Origin of the sequence: Legionella sainthelensi, assembly GCF_900637685.1 — a bacterium.
In the GTDB taxonomy this organism is placed as follows: Bacteria; Pseudomonadota; Gammaproteobacteria; order Legionellales; family Legionellaceae; genus Legionella; species Legionella sainthelensi.
Genome location: NZ_LR134388.1, coordinates 3458346 through 3481953, shown reverse-complemented (window position 1 = coordinate 3481953; position 23608 = coordinate 3458346). Strand labels below are relative to the sequence as shown.

Below are 23608 nucleotides of genomic sequence, written 5' to 3'. Positions count from 1 at the left end.
GATTTAAGTGAGTGCTCAAGAATATCTATAAAAAATATCCCTCCAATGAAATCGAAGAGTCAATTTTGGATAAAGACATGAGTCTTTTCATGACTTATCCGAACGTCAATCAGGATAATAGCGATGAAAATATTAAAGGTCTTAATTAATTTAAAAATCAATAAACTAGTCGAATCTTTTATCGATTATCTGATTGATGCTGGACATTTTGTTTTTGTGAATTCGCATTGGGTGGAGATACAGGCAAAGTGGATTGATAAATATACGCATAATTTTATGGTGGTTAGCGAAGAAGAGTCAGAGCAACTCCAGGTTAATTACGAGTTGCATTTAATGGATGCCTCAAGAAGATCAAAAAGGGCGTCCATTATTTTAGATTTTGAACTGCTTACGGATCAAATAAACCTTTACTCGTTTATTGGTAAAAGTAATGAGCAAAAGCAAGTAGTTAGTAAGCAAATAATTAATTCTTATCATCAGCAAGATCCTGATTTTTTGTCTTATATAAATAGAGAGTTAACAGAAGTATTCATTGATACTATTATCCATCTTTCTAAATATGGGGAGAGTGAATTAATCCCTGGAGCTTGCAATCCAAAAGCCAATCAATTCGTAGCATTGCAAACTTATGAGTATGCACTTGTGCTCTTGAATCAACATTATCAGTCGGTTCAAGATAATGAGGATGTTTTTTTAATTGATGCTCATCCTCAAAAAATAGGAACGATGAGGAATAGTCAGTGCTGTCATTTGCCGCGAAGAGATTATTTGGAACTATTCACCCTTTATTTATTACAATTATTCAATTCTAGAAAAGAAGGCATTTATACTTATGATGTGTTGGTCGCTAGCAATAAATTGACCAAATTTGTTCCATGTTATTTCAACGACGATTATGGTTCCTTACAGAGCCGTTATCAGGATCCACGGTATGAAGTGATTCATAATAAGTTTTATGCGGTTACTCCATCAACTTATTCTTCTGTCTTGGTATCTTTTGATAGGAAAAACCGACAACATGATGCAGTAATATCTATTGATTATGACTCGCAATTAGCACAAATTACCGTAAGCTACCCACCACACCTTCATTTTTTTGTATCATTGCCGCAGATTATGGATCATTTTTTATCAGGGATTGATTCATTTGTTCAAGGGCGAATCCGCTTGGGTCATTTTCAACAATTGGCCTCTCCATCCTGGCTAATGCCACAAAATACACAAAAAGAGTTTCCACAAATAGCGATGCATCAATTGTTTGAACAACAAGCTGCATTATTACCTCATCAGGTTGCCGTGAGTTGTGAAGAAATCTATTTAACCTATAAAGAGTTAAATGAACAAGCAAATCAGTTAGCGGCGTGGATTCATGCACAAGGAATGGTTGCACAAGAACTTATTGTCCTTTATCTGGAGCGTAAGGTTGATTTGGTTGTTGCTGTTTTGGCCGTATTAAAATCAGGTAATGCTTATGTTCCTTTGGATCTGAAATACCCTAGCGAACGTGTGGCGACCATTCTTGATGATTGTCAGCCTGCTTTAATTGTGACTCACAGCTGTTATTACGAAAAATTACAACAAATCACGCCAATAATTCCGTTGCTGGCTTTAGATGCACCGCAAATCAAGGCGCAATTAGGTTCATTTTCAAAGGAAAACTTAGAACCTTATTATGATGTGACGCGCTTAGCGTACGTTATTTATACCTCAGGAACCACAGGAAAACCCAAAGGAGTTATGATTGAACATAGGGCTTTGGTGAATACAATTTCTTATTTTGCCGAGACAGTCAAATTTAGTGCAATGGATAAATTGCTGGCTGTGACTACTATTGCGTTTGATATAGCAGGTCTTGAATTATATATGCCGTTGATTTGTGGCGGTGAAATTATTCTCGCTGGTCAACATGAGGTAATGAATGTACCGCGTTTGCTGCAAATCATTGAGGAAAAGCAAATAACCGTGATGCAGGCAACGCCATCCTTGTGGCATTTGGTGGTTCAAGCGTTAGGGGACAAAACGTTAGCAATTCGTGCTTTGTGTGGTGGTGAAGCTTTAAATGAAGTTTTAGCTGCTGTGTTAATGAAAAAAGTTCAGTTGTTATGGAATGTTTATGGACCTACTGAAACAACAATTTGGTCTACTATTAATTTCTGCCAACAGACAAACAACCCTTCCTTTATAGGTCACCCTATAGCAAACACAGAATGTTATGTTTTAGATGAGCATTTGTTGCCATTACCTGTTGGAGCAATTGGTGAGTTATATATTGGGGGTGCTGGGTTGGCGCGTGGTTATTGGTGCCGAGAAGAATTAACCGCACAACAATTTATTGATCACTCATTTACTGACTCATCGCATGCAATGCGTTTGTATAAAACAGGTGATTTAGTGCGCTGGACCTCTGCTGGTGAACTTGAGTTTATGGGGCGCAATGATTTTCAAGTGAAAATTCGCGGCCATCGAATTGAATTAGGTGATATAGAAAGTGCCTTAAATGAATTCGTTGGAGTGCAACACAGTGTCGTTGTGGTAAAGACGATGCAGGATGAAGAAAAATCGTCGCAAATCAATCATTATTTGGTAGGTTATTATGTAGCTCATTCTCTTACAGATGAGGAAGCACTATTTGCGCATTTGGCAAAAAAAATACCTGATTATATGTTGCCCAACATGCTGGTGCGCTTAGACGAAATTCCATTAAATCCTAATGGAAAAGTGGATCGTAAGGCTTTGCCCGCACCGAGTTTTAATCGTTCTAGTTTTATGGCACCGAGAAATGATCTGGAGGCCAGACTGTGCGGGATTTGGGCTGAAATTTTAGGTTTTTCTGTATCGCGAGCGAACATACTGGATGATTTTTTCCGTTTAGGTGGTAACAGCATTTTAGCCATTCAATTGGTAAATAAAATCAATCATGAATTGCATTCCGATATTGCGATTCGTGATGTATTTATAGAAAAAAACATTGCCAATTTGGCGTATCGCGTCGAACAAAGTCTAGGCCGGTTTATTTTTAAAGAGTATCAAATTCAGACTATAGATAAGAGCAATCTTTATCAACCTTTTCCACTTAATAACGTGCAGCAAACTTACTATTGGGGGCGATTTGATCATTTCGAGTTAAGCAATATTTCTACCCATGTTTATACAGAATTTAAATATACGGAGTTAAATGTAGATCGATTGCAAGATGCATTCAATCAGTTAATTCAGCGTCATTTGGCGTTAAGAACTGTGTTTGTTGAGGATCAACAATGTTTTCTGGACAAGGTCAAGCCGTATGTAATTGCTTATTTTGAATTAAGTACAGAGGCAGAATTATTGGCTATTCGTCAGCAATTTTCCCATAAAGTATATTCCCCGGATACTTACCCATTATTTGATGTGATTGTCACTCAATTCAATGGCAATTATCTGCTGCATGTGAGTTTTGATGCCATTATCATTGATATGAGTAGTTTTGAAATTCTCTTTAAAGAGTGGATTACACTTTATGAGCATCCTGGACATCAGTTCCCAGAACTAGAGCTTAACTTTCGTGACTATCTTCTTCAAAGTGCGCAGTTAAGAACGAGTCCATTATTTGAGCAAGCTCAAGCATATTGGCAAAAACGTTTAGATGACTATTATTTGGAAATGAATTTACCTTTGATTGCACGCCCATCACAGGTTAAGTACCCACATTTTAAACGAATTAGTAAAACAATCCCCAAATTGATTTGGGATAAATTAGCTGCTAAAGCACATCATATTGGGATCAGTCTTACTGTATTGGTTTTAGAGGCGTATGCACGCACACTTTGTTTCTGGAGTGGACAAAAACAGGTTGCTGTTAATTTAACTTTATTTAATCGCTTGCCCTTGCATCCTCAAGTAAATGATCTGATCGGTGATTTCACTGCTTTGGAGCTTTTTGCCTATCAACATAATGCTTTAGAAGTGATCAATTCTGTACTTGAAAAAACACACCAACAGCTGTTAACGGATATTGAACATAATTTATTTGACGGTATCGATTTTCAAAGAATGTTAAGACAGCATTACTCCATTTCTTCAGATACTATTTTATCGCCAGTAGTCTTAACCAGCGTCTTAGGCGGCGCAAATCAAAGCAGCTTATTCCATCTTCCTATGAATTCTTCTTACCAAGGCATTCATTATGCAATTTCACAAACATCACAAGTCTGGTTGGATAATAAAGCTTATGAAACTCATGAAGGATTTATTGCTGAATGGGATTATGTGGAGCAGCTTTTTGCTCCCCAAACCATACAAGCAATGCATGAAACGTATTGTCAATTAATTGAAGCATTAGCGCTTACAGATTGGGAGTGTGATGTATTCCCCATTCCTGTTTTACCCAAACTCCAGGCACAACTTATTAAGGAGGCTAATCGGTATACCCGGGCATCAAGTGAAGAGACGTTAGTGAGTGCGTATGAGCGTTCGTTACATGAAGCGGGTCGTTCGGATTTAATTGCGGTGATTGATTCGGGGAAGAGTTCGGAGCATAGGCATGGTGAATTATGGTTGGCGAGCGAACAGCTGATGTCCTCTATTTTAGCGACGGGAAATCAAGGTCGCTTAATTGCGGTGCTGAGTGAAAAGGGCTATAGCCAGGTTGTGGCAACTTTATCGATTATGAAATCAGGGCATGCGTATTTGCCGTTGCATGTTGATTGGCCGATAGGTCGGGTGCATGAGGTATTAAAGCAGGGAGGAGTTGAATTGGTGCTGATGTCGCAAAAGATGGCGGCACAAGAAGGGAGCTATGCTTCATTAGCAACTGAGTATCAGGTTTTGATTATTGAAGATGCTTTGGAAAGCAATGTTGAATTAAGTATAGAAAGACCTTCAGTTCATGCCGATGATGTGGCGTATGTCATTTTTACCTCGGGTTCGACTGGGAAGCCTAAAGGGGTAACGATAAGTCATCGTGGCGCCTTAAATACGATAGAGGCAGTGAATGAGCGGTTTGGGGTGAGTGCATCGGATAAAGTATTGGCCTTATCGGAATTAAGTTTTGATTTGTCGGTGTATGACATTTATGGGTTACTGCTTGCAGGAGGTTGTATTGTATTTCCAGAACAGGAACAGACTAAAGAGCCAAAGCATTGGTTGTCTTTGATTGAGGCGCATCAAATTAGTTTATGGAATACGGTACCGCAGCTTGCGGGGTTGTTGGTTGATGAAGCAGAAGGGCGATTGCCGTCTTTACGTGTTTTTTTACTGAGTGGCGATTGGATACCTGTTTCGCTGCCGAAAAAGCTTAAAGACAGTTGTCCTGAAGCGACGGTGATGAGTTTGGGCGGTGCGACCGAAGGAAGTATCTGGTCGATTTGGTATCCTATAGAAGAGGTGAATCCCAATTGGAGTAGCATTCCCTATGGTTTTGCGATGCCCAACCAGCAGATGTATGTACTCAATCAAGATGGGGCGCATTGTCCAGTGGGTGTTATGGGGGAAATCCATATAGGAGGAATGGGCGTTGCGTTAAATTATTGGGGTGATGAAGCGATTACCCAACGCCAGTTTTTTACCCATCCGCAGTTAGGAAAAGTGTACCGCACCGGTGATTTGGGGCGGTGGCATGAAGACGGTTATATGGAGTTTTGTGGCCGTAATGATTTTCAGGTGAAGATTAATGGATATCGTGTTGAACTCGATGAAATTACCGCCAAAATAGAGCAGATTAATGGAGTGGAGAAGGCAGTTGTGGCCTTGCAAAAACATGAAGGAAAAACGCATTTGGTCGCCTATTTACTGCCAGAAAACCGCAAGCAAGATAGTTCCCTCGATAAAGATCATTTCAAATTAGAGCAACGCGGTTTGCTAGAAAACCAACCTATTTCTTATCAATTACCACAACCTGTTTTAGTAGCCCATCCTAATCGACGCAAAAGCTATAGGAATTTCATTGATACACCGATTGACAGCGCCTTGGTGCAAAAGATAGGTAATTCCAGCCTGATGATGCAAGCAGAGTGTAAATATCGTCTTGATCCACTTGATATCCAGTCTCTAATGCGTATTCTGGCAGGTATCGCGGGACAGCAAGTAGTCAATAGAGCATTACCCAAATATCAATATCCTTCTGGTGGTAGTTCTTACGCCGTGCGTTGTTTTGTGAGCGTTCCTGAAAAATTACAGGACTTGGAAGCAGGGTTATTTTATTATCACCCTATAAAACAAGCTTTGTGCGCTATAGATTTTGCACTTGCTTCTCCAGACATTGAGTTTCACTTTGTCGTGCATTGGCCAGCAATTCAACCTTTGTACGCTGATTTATCTAAAAAATTAGCTTATCTTGAACTTGGACATATGTTGCACTTAATGTTGTCCTCTCTTTTATTAGAAGGTTTTTCGTATGCGCTTTCTATAGAGGATAAGGCTTGGGATAGCGACAATCACTTATTGGCCAAGGTGAAGTTGGCTCAGGGTAAGGCTTCTTTTCCATGTTTTTCGCTTGGCTTAAAGTACTTATACAACCAGAACCAAAACTATAGAGATGAGGTGCAACATTCTGTTCTTTCTTTACAAGATTTTTCCATATTGACACAAAGCAGTGAATTTGGCCAACTGCTGCGCTCTAGTCAATTGATGATCACTGCTGAAGGGGAAGATTCCTTGCAAAACTACCTGATGGCTGGTTACTCATTTCAAGCAATTAGTCAGTCTTTATATGCGCATAATATAGGCAGCTGTACCTTAGGATTTACTCCTTATGCAGGTGCTTTATATGCCATGGTATTGGGAAGTATCGACGCTCAAGAGCAAGAAAAGCCAGATAGCGTGACACCGCTTATTCCATTAAAGCAATTGATAAATCAAGAATTAAGCCACTCATTGCCTGATTATATGTTGCCGCATGCTTATGCCTTATTGGATGTTTTACCTTTGAGTGCTAATGGCAAATTAGCTAAAAATCAATTGCCTGAGATTACGATAAAACATGAATATCAAGCTCCAGAAACAGAGTTTGAATTGCATATGGCGAGTATTTGGGCAAAAGTGTTGTCCTTACCTCTTAACTCAATTGGCCTGGTAGATAATTTTTTTGCCTTGGGCGGTAATTCGCTCCTGGCGATGCAGTTAGTCAGGCAATTAAATCGTGAATTGAAACTGAATATGAAATTAACTGATTTGTACCAATACAGCACACTACGTGACATTGCCAGGAATTTTTCTCCTGCACAAGAAGAGGTACGTGAAGAGGGAGTTATTTAATGAGTGCAACGCGTTTGTTATATCAATTGCAAGAGTATCGTATTTTACTCTGGAAAAATGATGAAGGTAATTTAGCGTTTAGCGTGGATAAAAGTGTTGGTTTTCCTCAAGAGTTGAAAGAACAGGTCAAAAACTATAAAACTGAGTTATTGTTTTTGTTGGAATACAATGATATTCATTCCGAAGAACAGGCAAAATACTGTGGCTTTTATAAGATACCTGAGCAATTACACAAGTGGGAGCTGCAAACCATTCAAAAAGGAATGTATTTACAAACTACTTTGGATGAACAGAAAGCTACCTATACCGTTCCTTTGTTTGTGCTTTTTAAAAATGCGAATCCGAATGTATTGAAACAGGCAATTCTACACCTGGTGAACAAAAACCCAATCTTAAGAATGCATATTGTTGATGAACTTAACTATGAAATTCTCCCTGAAAACGGCTTAACGATACACGAGTGCAGTATTAGCGCGCAACAAATAACTTTAGTTTGTGAGCAAAAGGGACGGAGAGCTTTTGCTTTGGAGGATGAGCCATTAATTTATTTGGAATTAATGGCAATTAGGGACACTCAGCACTTCTTGGTAAACTTAACCCATCACCATATGCTATCGGATGCTTATTCTGCTGATTTAATGATCAATGAGCTCGTGGATCAGTATCAAAAAATAAGTAAAGGATGCATAGAGAAGAATGAGCGCACGTTTCATTATTTTGATTACACATGTTTTCAAGATTATGCTCTGCATACAGAGCCTTACCAGCATGCAATTAACCAATTAGCCCAGCAATTGGATGCAGCTGAACCTTTGAATTTATTAGCGCGCGGCACACTCTTAGCTGATAATGGTGCTGGATTTTATGAGTTTAAATTAGAAAAACATACTTATAAACAAATACAGCAGTTAGCTCTTGATCATGAGATCAGCGTATATTCTTTATTGTTAACCGGTCTGTATCAAGTACTCAGTACGTATTCAGGGGGGCAGACTAACTTTCCGATTGCATTGACTGTTTCAAATCGTTTACCGGAAATGAATCAGGTTATTGGTCCTTTCATCAATACACTGCCTTTAATTTCTGAATATAAAAAAGAAGAATCAGTTTTATACCATGCGCAAAAAATTCATGAGGCGATTTCTTTTCTCAATACCTATCATCAGATAAATTTGGATGTATTGGCACAGCATCTAAAGCGTAATCATGAGGATTTACCTGCTTTGTTGCAGGTATTGTTTACTTTTCATAATTTTAAACAAGTGTTGACGCCAGAAATTGCAGAGTTTGCACAGTCTATTGTGTTACCCGATTGTTATGAAAATTTGGGATATCAATCATTGCCAAAGAGCATGATGAGAGCATCTATTTTACAGTGACTTATTTTGCCAATCGTTACGAAAGCGCATATATCAAACGCTTATTTAATTGTTTTACCCATTTATTAATGAAATATTGTGAAGGAGTGGGACTGCAAAAAATATCCTCCATGCATTTATTAGATGAATGCTTATGGAACCGTATTGTTCATCAATTGAATCACACAGAAGTATATTTTCCACAGCAAAAAACCATCAATCAGCTTTTCGAGGAGCAAGTTGCACGAACCCCAGAAAATATTGCTGTTGTTTATGAGCAGAATCGTCTCACATATCACGTATTAAATAATCGTGCCAATCAGCTGGCACATTTTTTGCGCGAGCGCTATGCTTTAAAGCCTGATACGATGGTTTGCCTTTGTTTGGATCGCAGTGAACATATGATGATTAGCATCCTCGCCGTATTAAAGGCTGGGGCTGCTTATGTGCCTATTGCTCCTGACTTCCCCCAGGCACGAATTGAGTATTTGATTCAAGACACCCACACTCCTTTATTGTTAACCAATCAGCACCATCAATCCTGGTTAGAGTCTTTTTTAACATTGCCTATTCATGCGGTAGATGAAGCACGCTTTGTCCAGCAACTTGCAAAACAATCTTGTGACAATCTTTCGCCGCAACACACCAGCAGACATTTGGCTTATGTCATTTATACCTCAGGAACTACAGGACAACCTAAAGGAGTGATGCTGGAGCATCGCGGCGTAGTGAATCGCATTCATTGGATGAATAAACAATATCCACTGAGCGAACAGGATAAAATCATTCAAAAAACACCTTATGTGTTTGACGTTTCTGTTTGGGAGCTATTATGGGCGCATTGGTATGGCGCGTGTTTGGTTTTTGCCAAGCCTGAAGGGCATAAAGATGCGGATTATCTGTATGCCTTGATGCGCCAAGAAGAAATCACCCGAGCACATTTTGTTCCATCGATGCTTCATGTATTCATGGATGCATTGAAGTTACGCTTGGATACAATTCCTAGTTTGCAAATGATTTTTTGCAGCGGAGAGGCCCTCAAATTAGCGCAAGTGAAACAAGTTCATGACTTATTACCCCACACAGAGATCCATAACCTCTATGGTCCGACCGAAGCGTCTATTGATGTTTTATACGCTGACTGCAGTGATAAAAATATTGTCGAAATTGTTATTGGTAAGCCTATAGATAACACCACCGTCTATGTTTTGGATGAGCACATGAACCCATTACCTTTTTATGCTTTGGGTGAACTTTATATCGGTGGTGTAGGCTTAGCGCGAGGCTATTTGAATCGTGACGAGCTGACCAAGGAACGTTTTGTTGTGAATCCATTCCAATCAGCAGAGCAAAAAAGACAAGATTACAACAGTCGTTTGTATAAAACTGGAGATGTAGTGAGCTTATCTCCAGATGGGGAGATTACTTATCATGGCCGTAATGATTTTCAGGTGAAGATTCGAGGTCACAGGATTGAATTAGGCGAGATAGAGCAAGCGTTGCTTGGTTGTGGGCAGGTGCAACAAAGTTTGGTGGTGGTGAAGCAGCATTTGGGTCAGTCGTATTTAGTGGGTTATTACCTAAGTGATGGGGAGCAAGACGAGGAGGTATTGCTGGAGCAACTGGCAAGTCGCTTGCCGGAGTATATGGTTCCTACGCGTTTGGTTCATTTAGATTTTTTTCCGTTAACAGCGAATGGCAAGTTGGACATAAAAAATCTTCCGGAGCCTGCAGCAGGCCCCAGAAAAGACCACGAGTTACCGAGTACGGAGTTAGAGCGGCAGTTGAGTGTTATCTGGTGTGAGGTATTAGGATTAAAAGCAGGGATTTTGAGTGTACATGATGATTTTTTCCGTTTAGGAGGAGACAGCATCATCAGCATTCAGCTCATCAGTCGCATACGGCAACGCTTGCAATTGCAAGTGAGTGTGAAGGATTTATTTAGTTGCCGCACGATACGTCGTTTGCACGAGCAACTGGCAGCACGTTGTGAGCCGGAATTGCAGGAGATGGCGATTGGAGAGCAAGGATTATTGAGCGGCGCTGCGGGTTTATTACCGATACAACGCTGGTTTTTTGCGCAATCTTTTACGAAAAACTGGCATTGGAACCAATCTTTTTTAATCAAGACGCCCGCTTTGGATGTGGGGCGTTTGCGTTCTTGCGTGCAGCAATTAGTAGCCCATCATGATGCATTTCGCCTTCGTTTTCGCGAATGTGATGGAACGATTGAACAATATTATGATGCAGGGAGCACTTGTTCGGGTTTGCAGGTTTTGGATGTCAGAGGCCTTGATGCTGCTGTATTAGAAGAACAGATGACGTTGTGGCAGTCCGGCTTTAATGGGTCTAAAGGACCGTTGTATTGTTTTGCCTATTTGTCAGGTTATGCGGATGGAAGCAGTCGCATTTATGTTGCGATGCATCATTTATTGGTTGATGCTGTAAGCTGGCGGATATTGGCTGATGATTTACAGCATCTTTATGAGGGGCGGTCTTTAGGGTCTAAAGGCAGTAGTTATCGCCAATGGATTGGTGCATTGGAGGATTATGCAGTGCACCATGAACAAGAGCGTACTTATTGGCAGGAAGTGGTTGCTGATTTAAAAGAAGTCCCAGCATTAGAGAGGCAGCCAGTACTTAGTAGTGCCGAATTGGAATTAGCAGAAGAATTTACCTCCTCTTTGTTAAGAGAAACGAATGATGCGTATCACACCCAAATCAATGATTTGTTACTTACTGCATTAGCTTATGCATTAAATGACCTCAGTGGTGAATCGGTGCATCATGTGACGTTGGAAGGACATGGCCGTGAAGACATTGCAGCGTCTATTGATGTGACACGTACGGTGGGTTGGTTTACGAGCTTGTATCCGGTTCGTCTTGAATTAGGTGATGATTTAGGGCACAGCATCAAGAAGATTAAAGACAATATACGCCAAATTCCTCATAAAGGAATTGGTTATGGCGCGTTGTTGGGTTATGACATTGCCCAAATGCCAGTAGTGAGTTTTAATTATCTGGGACAGTTTGAACAACAATCTGAATTTTGGCATGTGGTCGATGAGTCTTCCGGACAAGCCATGCATCCGGATAATCAGGATTACCACTTAATCAATATCTTGGGAATGGTTGTTGATGGCCAATTAAAATTGAGGGTTGATGCACACTTGGATGAGCAGAAAACCAGACAATTACTGCACGCATTACAACAGCATTTACATGCTATTCTGACGCATTGCCAAAGTCACCAGGATAAACCGCAATATACGCCAGGTGATTTTAAGGATGTTTTAAGTGAAGCAGATTTAGCGGCTTTGCCTTTGTTGCCCAATTCGGAGCAATATGCCTGGTTCCCAATGACAGAAATTCAGAAAGCATATTTATTGGGACGTTTAGGTGAATATGAAATTGGTAACATATCCAATCATGTCTACAGTGAATACTATTACCCCTCTCTTGATGTCTCCAGGCTTGAAAAAGCTATCAATTATTTGATCAAAGAACATCCTGTGTTACGTACGGTTTATTCTTATGAGCAGTTGCAACAGCGATTTTTATCTTTGGATGAAACTCCTTATTATTCGGTTAAAGTGAATGACTATCGTCACCTGGATGGTGATGAAAAAGATTTACAATCCATTAGAGAGCGTTTATCACATCAAGTTTATGATCCACAATCGTTTCCTTTATTTGCTTTTGAAGTCACTCAGTTTCGCACCATGTGGGTGTTACATGTGAGTTCAGATTTAATTTTATTGGACGTTAAGAGTCGTTTGTCTTTTTTCGGTGCAATCAGCGCATTGTATCGTAATCCAGAGCAACAAATCACATCGCCAAGCATTTCATTTAAAGAATATCAGGAATACTACCAGCTATTAAAACATTCGGTTTGGTATGCGCGTGATAGAGAGTACTGGGAGAGCAAGCTTTCATCCATGCCTTTACGTCCAGGCTTTCCGTTTAAAAAAGCCCCTGAACAAATTGAATATCCCACTTTTTCAGCCCATACCTTGATCGTGGATAAAAAAGATTGGGTCTTGTTTAAGCAAAAAGCGAGTGATTATCAGGTCTCTTATTCCTCAGTTTTGTTGAGTTTGTATGGCAGTGTACTGGCTTATTTTTCAGGACATAAGGAATTTTTGATCACTCTGACGCTGTTTAATCGTTATGCCATTCATGATGAGGCTAATGCGATTTGGGGAGATTTTACTACAACGGATTTATTTCACTTTAAAGATTTAGGTACAAGTTGGATTAATACTTTTGAGCGTACGCATCAACGGATGTGGGATGATATCAACCATGCGCTTTACACAGGAATGGACGTGCAAAGGGCTTTAAGTAAGTTACATGGATTGGATGCCACTGAAGCGGTTTCACCGATTGTATTTACCGGAGTTGTGGGGAATAAATCACATCACTTTGATTCAGAAACCTTCTTACAAGCAGATGAATTTAAGGAAAAGCGTTATTGGTGTGGGCAAACATCCCAGGCTTGGATTGATTTGCAGGCAGTAGAAACGGGTGACTGCTTCATGAGTAAGTGGCTGTATGTCGATCAACTATTTCCCGAAGATTTTATCGCAACTTTAAATCAAATTTACTGCAGCTTAATTAGAGTTTTAGCACATCAAGATTGGAATCAGTCTATTGATTTATCACCCTATTTACCCAGGAAGCATCAAGAACTTATTGCTGCAGCCAACCAATATACCCGGGCATCAAGTGAAGAGACGTTAGTGAGTGCGTATGAGCGTTCGTTACATGAAGCGGGTCGTTCGGATTTAATTGCGGTGATTGATTCGGGGAAGAGTTCGGAGCATAGGCATGGTGAATTATGGTTGGCGAGCGAACAGCTGATGTCCTCTATTTTAGCGACGGGAAATCAAGGTCGCTTAATTGCGGTGCTGAGTGAAAAGGGCTATAGCCAGGTTGTGGCAACTTTATCGATTATGAAATCAGGGCATGCGTATTTGCCGTTGCATGTTGATTGGCCGATAGGTCGGGTGCATGAGGTATTAAAGCAGGGAGGAGTTGAATTGGTGCTGATGTCGCAAAAGATGGCGGCACAAGAAGGGAGCTATGCTTCATTAGCAACTGAGTATCAGGTTTTGATTATTGAAGATGCTTTGGAAAGCAATGTTGAATTAAGTATAGAAAGACCTTCAGTTCATGCCGATGATGTGGCGTATGTCATTTTTACCTCGGGTTCGACTGGGAAGCCTAAAGGGGTAACGATAAGTCATCGTGGCGCCTTAAATACGATAGAGGCAGTGAATGAGCGGTTTGGGGTGAGTGCATCGGATAAAGTATTGGCCTTATCGGAATTAAGTTTTGATTTGTCGGTGTATGACATTTATGGGTTACTGCTTGCAGGAGGTTGTATTGTATTTCCAGAACAGGAACAGACTAAAGAGCCAAAGCATTGGTTGTCTTTGATTGAGGCGCATCAAATTAGTTTATGGAATACGGTACCGCAGCTTGCGGGGTTGTTGGTTGATGAAGCAGAAGGGCGATTGCCGTCTTTACGTGTTTTTTTACTGAGTGGCGATTGGATACCTGTTTCGCTGCCGAAAAAGCTTAAAGACAGTTGTCCTGAAGCGACGGTGATGAGTTTGGGCGGTGCGACCGAAGGAAGTATCTGGTCGATTTGGTATCCTATAGAAGAGGTGAATCCCAATTGGAGTAGCATTCCCTATGGTTTTGCGATGCCCAACCAGCAGATGTATGTACTCAATCAAGATGGGGCGCATTGTCCAGTGGGTGTTATGGGGGAAATTCATATAGGAGGAATGGGCGTTGCGTTAAATTATTGGGGTGATGAAGCGATTACCCAACGCCAGTTTTTTACCCATCCGCAGTTAGGAAAAGTGTACCGCACCGGTGATTTGGGGCGGTGGCATGAAGACGGTTATATGGAGTTTTGTGGCCGTAATGATTTTCAGGTGAAGATTCGAGGTCACAGGATTGAATTAGGCGAGATAGAGCAAGCGTTGCTTGGTTGTGGGCAGGTGCAACAAAGTTTGGTGGTGGTGAAGCAGCATTTGGGTCAGTCGTATTTAGTGGGTTATTACCTAAGTGATGGGGAGCAAGACGAGGAGGTATTGCTGGAGCAACTGGCAAGTCGCTTGCCGGAGTATATGGTTCCTACGCGTTTGGTTCATTTAGATTTTTTTCCGTTAACAGCGAATGGCAAGTTGGACATAAAAAATCTTCCGGAGCCTGCAGCAGGCCCCAGAAAAGACCACGAGTTACCGAGTACGGAGTTAGAGCGGCAGTTGAGTGTTATCTGGTGTGAGGTATTAGGATTAAAAGCAGGGATTTTGAGTGTACATGATGATTTTTTCCGTTTAGGAGGAGACAGCATCATCAGCATTCAGCTCATCAGTCGCATACGGCAACGCTTGCAATTGCAAGTGAGTGTGAAGGATTTATTTAGTTGCCGCACGATACGTCGTTTGCACGAGCAACTGGCAGCACGTTGTGAGCCGGAATTGCAGGAGATGGCGATTGGAGAGCAAGGATTATTGAGCGGCGCTGCGGGTTTATTACCGATACAACGCTGGTTTTTTGCGCAATCTTTTACGAAAAACTGGCATTGGAACCAATCTTTTTTAATCAAGACGCCCGCTTTGGATGTGGGGCGTTTGCGTTCTTGCGTGCAGCAATTAGTAGCCCATCATGATGCATTTCGCCTTCGTTTTCGCGAATGTGATGGAACGATTGAACAATATTATGATGCAGGGAGCACTTGTTCGGGTTTGCAGGTTTTGGATGTCAGAGGCCTTGATGCTGCTGTATTAGAAGAACAGATGACGTTGTGGCAGTCCGGCTTTAATGGGTCTAAAGGACCGTTGTATTGTTTTGCCTATTTGTCAGGTTATGCGGATGGAAGCAGTCGCATTTATGTTGCGATGCATCATTTATTGGTTGATGCTGTAAGCTGGCGGATATTGGCTGATGATTTACAGCATCTTTATGAGGGGCGGTCTTTAGGGTCTAAAGGCAGTAGTTATCGCCAATGGATTGGTGCATTGGAGGATTATGCAGTGCACCATGAACAAGAGCGTACTTATTGGCAGGAAGTGGTTGCTGATTTAAAAGAAGTCCCAGCATTGGAGAGGCAGCCAGTACTTAGTAGTGCCGAATTGGAATTAGCAGAAGAATTTACCTCCTCTTTGTTAAGAGAAACGAATGATGCGTATCACACCCAAATCAATGATTTGTTACTTACTGCATTAGCTTATGCATTAAATGACCTCAGTGGTGAATCGGTGCATCATGTGACGTTGGAAGGACATGGCCGTGAAGACATTGCAGCGTCTATTGATGTGACACGTACGGTGGGTTGGTTTACGAGCTTGTATCCGGTTCGTCTTGAATTAGGTGATGATTTAGGGCACAGCATCAAGAAGATTAAAGACAATATACGCCAAATTCCTCATAAAGGAATTGGTTATGGCGCGTTGTTGGGTTATGACATTGCCCAAATGCCAGTAGTGAGTTTTAATTATCTGGGACAGTTTGAACAACAATCTGAATTTTGGCATGTGGTCGATGAGTCTTCCGGACAAGCCATGCATCCGGATAATCAAGAAACACATTGCATTACTTGTTATGGAGGCGTCTATCAAGGCCGTTTAAAAATGACGTTTCGGACGCAGCTGTCCCAAGAAGTAACCGATCGCTTGGCCTTGGTTTATAAGAAGCAACTCTTGATGATTATCGACCATCAACACTCTTTGGCTCGTAGCTTTTTAACACTAAGTGATATACATCATTGCGTGAGTGCTCATTGCCTGGACAAATTACAGCATGATCGGGAGTTAGATGGCGTTTATTTGGCGAATAGTTTGCATCAGGGTTTTATCTATCATTTTATGAGCCAGGGACAAAAAGATGAAGCTTATCGCATGCAAATTGTCTGGTCTTATGATCGTCAGATAAACATTGAACTGCTACAACGCGCGTGGTGTTTCGCACAACAACGTTATCCCAGTTTGCGTTTGCGCTTTTGGGTTGAGGAAGAATTAGTCCAAGTGATTGATAAAGCGGGGCATTTGCATTGGCAGTTTATCGATTTAAGCCAGGATAAAGACAATCAAGAGCATAAAATACAACAGCTCGTTCAAGATGATAGACAAAAAGCATATGATTTGACCCAAGGGAATTTGTTTCGAATTCAGCTGATTAAACAACAGGCAACACAGTATACCTGTATTTTTAATGCACACCATGCCATTATTGATGGATGGAGTGGCCCCATATTACTTGGATTTGTACATGAAATGTATATGAAGTTGCTGCATCAAGAATGTATTGATTTTACGGTAGATACAGCTTATGCGCAGTCGCAACATTTTTTACAAGTTCAAGAATTAGAAAATCTGTCGTTTTGGCAACAATATGTGTCCCAAATAGAACATAAAGCGGATTTAGGTAATCTTCTGCAAGAGGGAAAAAAACAGCTTAAATTAAGCGACTACAAATACATCATTCATCAATCAGAGCAGACCATCTGCATCGCCGAAGAACGCTTTAAACAGATTAAAATGATGAGTCAAGAACATGGCATTACTTTAAATGCGATTATTCTTTACGCTTGGCATAAGGTAATGCGCATTTATGGCAATGGCAAACAAACGGTAGTGGGTACTATTGTTTCAGGAAGAAACATACCTGTTGATCACGTGGAGCACTCTGTAGGTTTGTACATTAATACGTTGCCGGTGATTGTGGATCACACCCAACATGATGGTCTTAGTGTGCTGGCTGCAATTCGTCGTGTGCAGGAAATTTCTAATGAAATAAATCAACGAAGTGCGATGAGTTTGGCTAAGCTACAAAGTAAGGGCGAACGTTTGTTTGATTGCTTATTTATGTATGGAAATTATCCTAATCTGGCGGTAGAAAATCCAGAAGATCAATTGCCTTTTGAGATCCAAAGTACTTTTGAGAAACGTGATTATCCATTATCGCTTGCTGCAGATGAAGAAGATGACCTGCTGAAGATTAAACTCACTTATGCTGGTGAATTATTTGATACATCATTGATGACGCAATTATTAGTAACTTTAAATTATTTGTTGGATCAAATGGTTCGAAACCCTTTACAAGAAGTGCGTGAATTAAATTATGTAGAATCCTCTTTGCCAGAGCCAATGGGTTCTCCTGGGTTATCGCGGACTTTTATTGATTATTTTGAAGAGCAAGTTTCTTTGTATCCTGGGCGAATTGCTTTGACCCATGAGCAGATGCAGATAAGTTATGCTGAATTAAACCAACGCGCTAATCAGTTAGCGCATTATATTCGCCAACAAGTCCATCTCGAAAAAGACAGTTTAATTGCGCTGTGCCTGGAAAAAAATGAGTATTTAATGATTGCGTTATTGGCAGTGCTCAAAGCAGGTGGTGCTTATCTGCCCATAGATCCTGCAATGCCGGCACAGCGTGTGCAGCATCTCTTGGACGATAGCCAAGCGAAGCTTGTTTTAACGTGTAATGCTGTAAGTCATACATTTCCACGCGCGATAATTTTAGATGATCCTGATGATGCTTTAGCCATAGCACAACAAGCGACACGTAATTTGAATTGGCCGTTAAAGTCTGATGATTTGGCTTATGTTCTTTATACATCCGGTACCACAGGGCAACCTAAAGGAGTAATGATTGAGCATAGGGCTTTTTTGCAGACTTTATTGTCGATGCAAGCTGAGTATTTTTCGGAGCAGAAGCCACTCAATACTTATAGTATGACTCATTTTGTATTCGATATTTTTGGTTTGGAATACGGTTTGCCTCTATTAACAGGTGGTAGAGTAGAATTGGGGACTCCCTTATTCAATATGTTAGATTGTCGCTCTTTTGATTTTATTCAAATGACCCCTAGCGTGTGCGAGTTAAAATTAGACTCATTGCAGCATTGCAGCACCACCACTTTTTTAATTGGCGGTGAAGTGCTTTCCCCAGAGTTATTAGCAAAAGCTTTAGCGAAAGCACATAGAGTGATTAATGTTTATGGACCTACTGAAACGACCATTTGGTCTACGACAAAGCTATATTCTAAACATGATGCACCGACAGTAAGTATAGGTAAGCCTCTTCATCATGAGTCTGTGTATGTATTAGATGATTCTTTAATGCCCATGCCTATAGGCGCTGTTGGTGAGCTTTATATTGGGGGGGCGTGTTTGGCTCGTGGGTATTTAAACCGTCCTGATTTAACGGCGAAGCAGTTTATCACGCATCCATTATATAATCGTTTATATAAAACGGGAGATCTGGCTAAGTGGTTACCTCATGGTGAGTTGGCATTTATAGGGCGGAATGATTTTCAAGTGAAAATTAGAGGCCACCGGATAGAATTAGCCGAAATCGAGGCGATACTGCGCATGCACCCTCAGGTAAAACAAACGGTGGTGATTGAGCTTGAGCAGAATTTAATAGCTTATTTTACTGCGTCAGGATTAGTGGTTGAGACGCAACTTCGCGACTTTTTAAAAGAACAATTACCGGATTATATGTTGCCACAGGCCTATATGCAGCTGGAGCAATTTCCACTCACTGTTAATGGTAAGTTAGATAGAAAGGCGTTACCGAAACCCAATTTGACCAGGCGTGCGCATTATGCACTTCCTACAACAGAACAAGAAAAACTCTTGGCTGCTTTATGGGAAGAAGTGTTAGGTGTCAGTAAAGTGGGGGTGACAGATAATTTCTTTGATTTGGGAGGACACTCCATCTCCCTAATTAAACTCTTTAGCAAATTACCCGAAGCAATCAAAGCACGGATTACGGTATTGGATTTATTTAAATTTCCTTCAATTAGTGCCTTGTTGGGTTATTTAGCGGCAGACAAGTACTCAGATGAATTAGAACAGAAAAGAATACAACCCGCTTTAAAACAGGATGATATCGCCATCATCGGGATGGCGGGCCGTTTTCCTGGTGCTGATGATTTAGAAACATTTTGGTTTAATTTACAAACCGGCAAAGAAGGACTCACTTATTATTCACGTGAAGAGTTACTGGAGCAAGGATTAGATCCTTCTTTAGTAGATCATCCGAATTATGTGAAAGCACAGTGTAAATTAAGCGATATCAAATGCTTTGATGCTGAATTTTTTGGTTACACCGCTTCGGAAGCGGAGATTATGGATCCCCAGCATCGCTTATTAATGCAATGTGCTTGGCATGCATTGGAAGACGCGAATTATAATCCGCATCATTATGCTGGGGACATCGGAATTTTTGCCGGTTGTGGGCAAAATAATTATTTTAGCGATCATGTGTTACCAAATCAGACGCAAGATGACTTATCTCGGCAGTTTCAATTGATGATTCATCAGCAAGCTAATTTTTTGTGTACCAAAATTGCTTATAAATTGAATTTGACTGGACCTGCAATCACCATTCAGACGGCATGTTCCACTTCTTTAGTCGCAGTACATCAGGCATGTTTGGCTCTAAATGCTGGTGATTGTGATATGGCATTAGCGGGTGGGGTATCTATCGGTCAATTAGAAAAGCAAGGTTATTTATATCAACCTGGATTAATTTTTTCGCCCGATGCTAAATGCCGTGCTTTTGATGCTCAAGCGCAAGGTACTTTTGAAGGCCAGGGTGTTGGTTTGGTAGTATTAAAGCCATTGAGTACAGCATTAGCTGATGAAGATTTTATTTATGCAGTAATCAAAGCCTCTGCTATTAATAATGATGGACATCAAAAAATTGGTTTTACCGCACCGAGCCCCCAAAAACAAGCAGAAGTCATTCGTTTGGCGCAACAAAGAGCGGCGTGCTCACCAGATACCATAAGCTATATCGAAGCACATGGTACAGGAACTGCTTTGGGCGATCCTATTGAAATGGAAGGACTAACTCAGGTCTTCAAAGATTCTGGTATGGCACTTGAATCTTGCGCCCTTGGATCCGTGAAAACAAATATAGGGCATTTAGATGTAGCAGCAGGTATTGCAGGGTTAATAAAAACGATTCTTTGCCTTTATCATAAGCAATTAGTTCCTACTCTGCATTATCAGTCTGGGAACAGTAAAATCAATTTTGCCGCCAGTCCTTTTTATGTTAACACTGCTTTAAAGCCTTGGACTCAAGGTGACTTTCCACGGCGTGCGGGAATAAGTTCTTTTGGGATTGGTGGAACTAATGCCCATTTAATTCTTGAAGAAGCTCCTGTCGAGGCCAAACAAGAACGAGGAACTCCTAAACTTTATGCTTTTGCCAAAACGGAATATTGGTTACCTGCACGAAAAAAAGCAGTAGTTGCCAAACCACCAACTCAAGCGAATGGGGTTATTGTTCATGATCGTAAGTACATTATTTCTGTGTTACGGAGCCTATGGACTACGTTATTGGGTATTGAATCATTTAAAAATAATGAGGATTTTTTTGATTTAGGGGGGGATTCACTCGTAGCAGTGCAATTGAGTGCGCAATTGCAACGACAATTAGGGGTGCATCTGGAATTAATGTCCTTAAATCGAATTACTATTGACGGTTTATTGGCATTAATCGAAAAAGAACAAGAAAAAACTGATAAAGCACATTCGCCTGTGGTTTTAATTAAAGCCGGAAACGCACATCAAAACAAGATTCCATTAGTGCTCATTCATCCAATCGGTGGCGATGTTTATTTTTATCGTGATCTCGCCAAAGCACTCCCTGAAAACCAGGCCGTGTATGCCTTACGCTCGCCATTATTGGATGGGGGGGCGTCCTTTACCAGCATTGAATCTATGGCCGCTTCGTATCTGCATCATCTGCAGCAATTTGGGTTACAACCCCCGTATATTTTAGGTGGCTCATCGTTTGGTGGTGCAGTAGCACTCGAAATGGCAAGACAATTAGCTCAATCAGGACAATTAATACCACTAGTAGTGCTTATTGATACCCCTGCTTATACCAATTTACCTAAATTGATGAACCCAGAAGAGATTCTTATTTATCTGATGCAACATGGACTAGGTAATTTACAGATTTCAATTGCAGAGTTACAGGCACAAAAAACATTGGAGCAGAAAATAGAGCTCATTGCGAATCGCGCCAAAGATTCAGAGTTAAAAGAATTATTATCCACAGAGTTTTTGCCGCGATTTTTACATACCTGGCAAGCACATGGACGGCTTTTGCATCAGCATCAGCCAGAGCCTTATCCAGGTAGAGTACTCTTTTTTGCGCATACTGAGATTATCGATGATTTTCCTTCTGATCAGGAAACTCATTGGCAGAAACTGGTTGATGGATCTTTTAAATCTATTTTGGTCCCAGGTACTCATATTACGATGAATGCAGCACCTCATGTACAAGTGATTGCAGATGCTCTCGTATTTGAGCTCAAACAGAGATACTATAGCCGGGAATTATTGGTTGAGGTAGAGGCATGATTGCATTAAATCAATTGGGTATGGCTTATGGTCAACGGCTTCTTTTTTATGATGTAAGTCTGAACTTAAATTCAGGGTTTTGTTATGCTTTGGTGGGCGCAAATGGCTGCGGAAAATCAACTTTTTTTCGGCTGATTACTGGAGAAGAGGAGGTGACTTCCGGGGAAATTATGATGCCCAAGGATGCTACAATTGGCTGGTTGAAGCAGGATCAATTTCGTTATGAAGATACTTTAATTAAGGATATTGTCTTACAAGGAAAGCCTAAATTATGGCAGGCCTTGTCGGAACGTGAAGCCCTATTGGCAAGTGATACTTGGGATGATGATAAAGGCTTTCGTTTTGCAGCTTTGGAAGAGATTATCGCGCATTATAATGGATATTCGGCGGAAGCAGAGGTTGAAACGATTTTATTAGGTTTAGGAATTGCTAAAGATTATCTGCAAAAACCACTTAAGGCATTGTCAGGTGGTTATAAGTTGCGTGTTCTATTGGCACAAACTTTATTTCAACATCCTTCTGTTTTATTGCTCGATGAGCCCACAAACCATTTGGATATTTTATCTATTCGTTGGTTGGAGAAGTATTTAAAAAATGAATACCAAGGACTAGTTATCTTTATTTCCCATGACATGGAATTTATTGATAATTTAGCGGATTATATTTTGGATCTGGATTACGGTGAAATCAGACAATACCGCGGCAATTATGCGCGCTTCCTAACGGAAAAAAATCAGTTAGAAGAGCAAAAAAATCTTGAAAAAAAGAGTGCTGAAGCCAAGATTGCAGAAATGCAAAAATTTGTTGATAAATATAAAGCCAAAGCCTCTAAAGCAGGACAAGCGCGCTCGCGCATGAAGATGATTGAAAAAATCGAGATTCCTGATGTGAAGCACTCTTCACGAGTTGCACCGCATTTTCATTTTGCACCTAAAAAAATATCTGGAAAGCATGTAATTAAAGCAGAGCACTTGAGTAAATCATTTAAGAATAAGACCTTATTCACACATCTCGATTTTAAAGTAGATCGTGGTGAAAAAGTAGCAATTATGGGGGTTAATGGAATTGGGAAATCCACTTTAATTAAAATCTTAACGGGGATGATCCAGAGTGATGAAGGCCAAGTTATTTTAGGTCATGAAGTAAGCATGAGTTATTTTTCTCAAGATCATCATGAACTGCTCAATCGTCATGTGAGTGTCTTTCATTGGTTATCTGACGTCGTGAGTGGTGTGACTGAGCAGCAGATACGTAGGGCACTTGGTCAAATGTTGTTTGTGAAAGAAGATGTAGATAAGGATATTTTATCACTCAGTGGAGGGGAGGCTGCTCGACTCTTATTGGCTAAGACGATTTTAGAGTCACCTAATTTATTAATTCTTGATGAGCCAACGAACCACATGGATTTGGAAACCATTGAAGCTTTGGCGCAGGCCTTAGTTCATTATAGTGGAACGGTTGTTTTTGTCAGCCATAATCGACATTTCGTTGACAAAATTGCAACGAGAATTTTATATTTCGATCCGCAAACAGGTGTTCGCGATTATAAAGGATGTTATGTGGATTTTGCTCAGCATTATATGGAGTGACTATCCTTATAGAACCATCATTTTG

Annotated in this window: 4 protein-coding genes; all 4 read left to right on the top strand. The window is 40.7% G+C overall.

The annotated features are described in order from the left end of the window. The first annotated feature begins 123 nt into the window (after positions 1 to 123). Genes EL220_RS15295 through EL220_RS15280 form a run of 4 tightly spaced genes read left to right on the top strand, consistent with a single transcriptional unit; the run spans position 124 to position 23583 of the window. Positions 124 to 7230, top strand: a complete 7107-nt coding sequence (locus tag EL220_RS15295; RefSeq protein WP_128130931.1) for a non-ribosomal peptide synthetase — start codon at positions 124 to 126, stop codon at positions 7228 to 7230. Further along, positions 7230 to 8609: a condensation domain-containing protein gene (locus EL220_RS15290; protein WP_128130930.1), complete on the top strand. Its 1380-nt coding sequence runs from the start codon at positions 7230 to 7232 to the stop codon at positions 8607 to 8609. Before EL220_RS15295 ends, EL220_RS15290 begins: the two co-directional genes overlap by 1 nt. Next, a complete protein-coding gene (locus tag EL220_RS15285; RefSeq protein WP_128130929.1) occupies positions 8606 to 21994 on the top strand; it encodes a non-ribosomal peptide synthetase in 13389 nt (4462 codons plus the stop codon). Before EL220_RS15290 ends, EL220_RS15285 begins: the two co-directional genes overlap by 4 nt. Next, a complete protein-coding gene (locus tag EL220_RS15280; protein WP_027271773.1) occupies positions 21991 to 23583 on the top strand; it encodes an ABC-F family ATP-binding cassette domain-containing protein in 1593 nt (530 codons plus the stop codon). The genes EL220_RS15285 and EL220_RS15280 overlap by 4 nt, the downstream gene beginning before the upstream one ends. Positions 23584 to 23608: the final 25 nt, after the last annotated feature.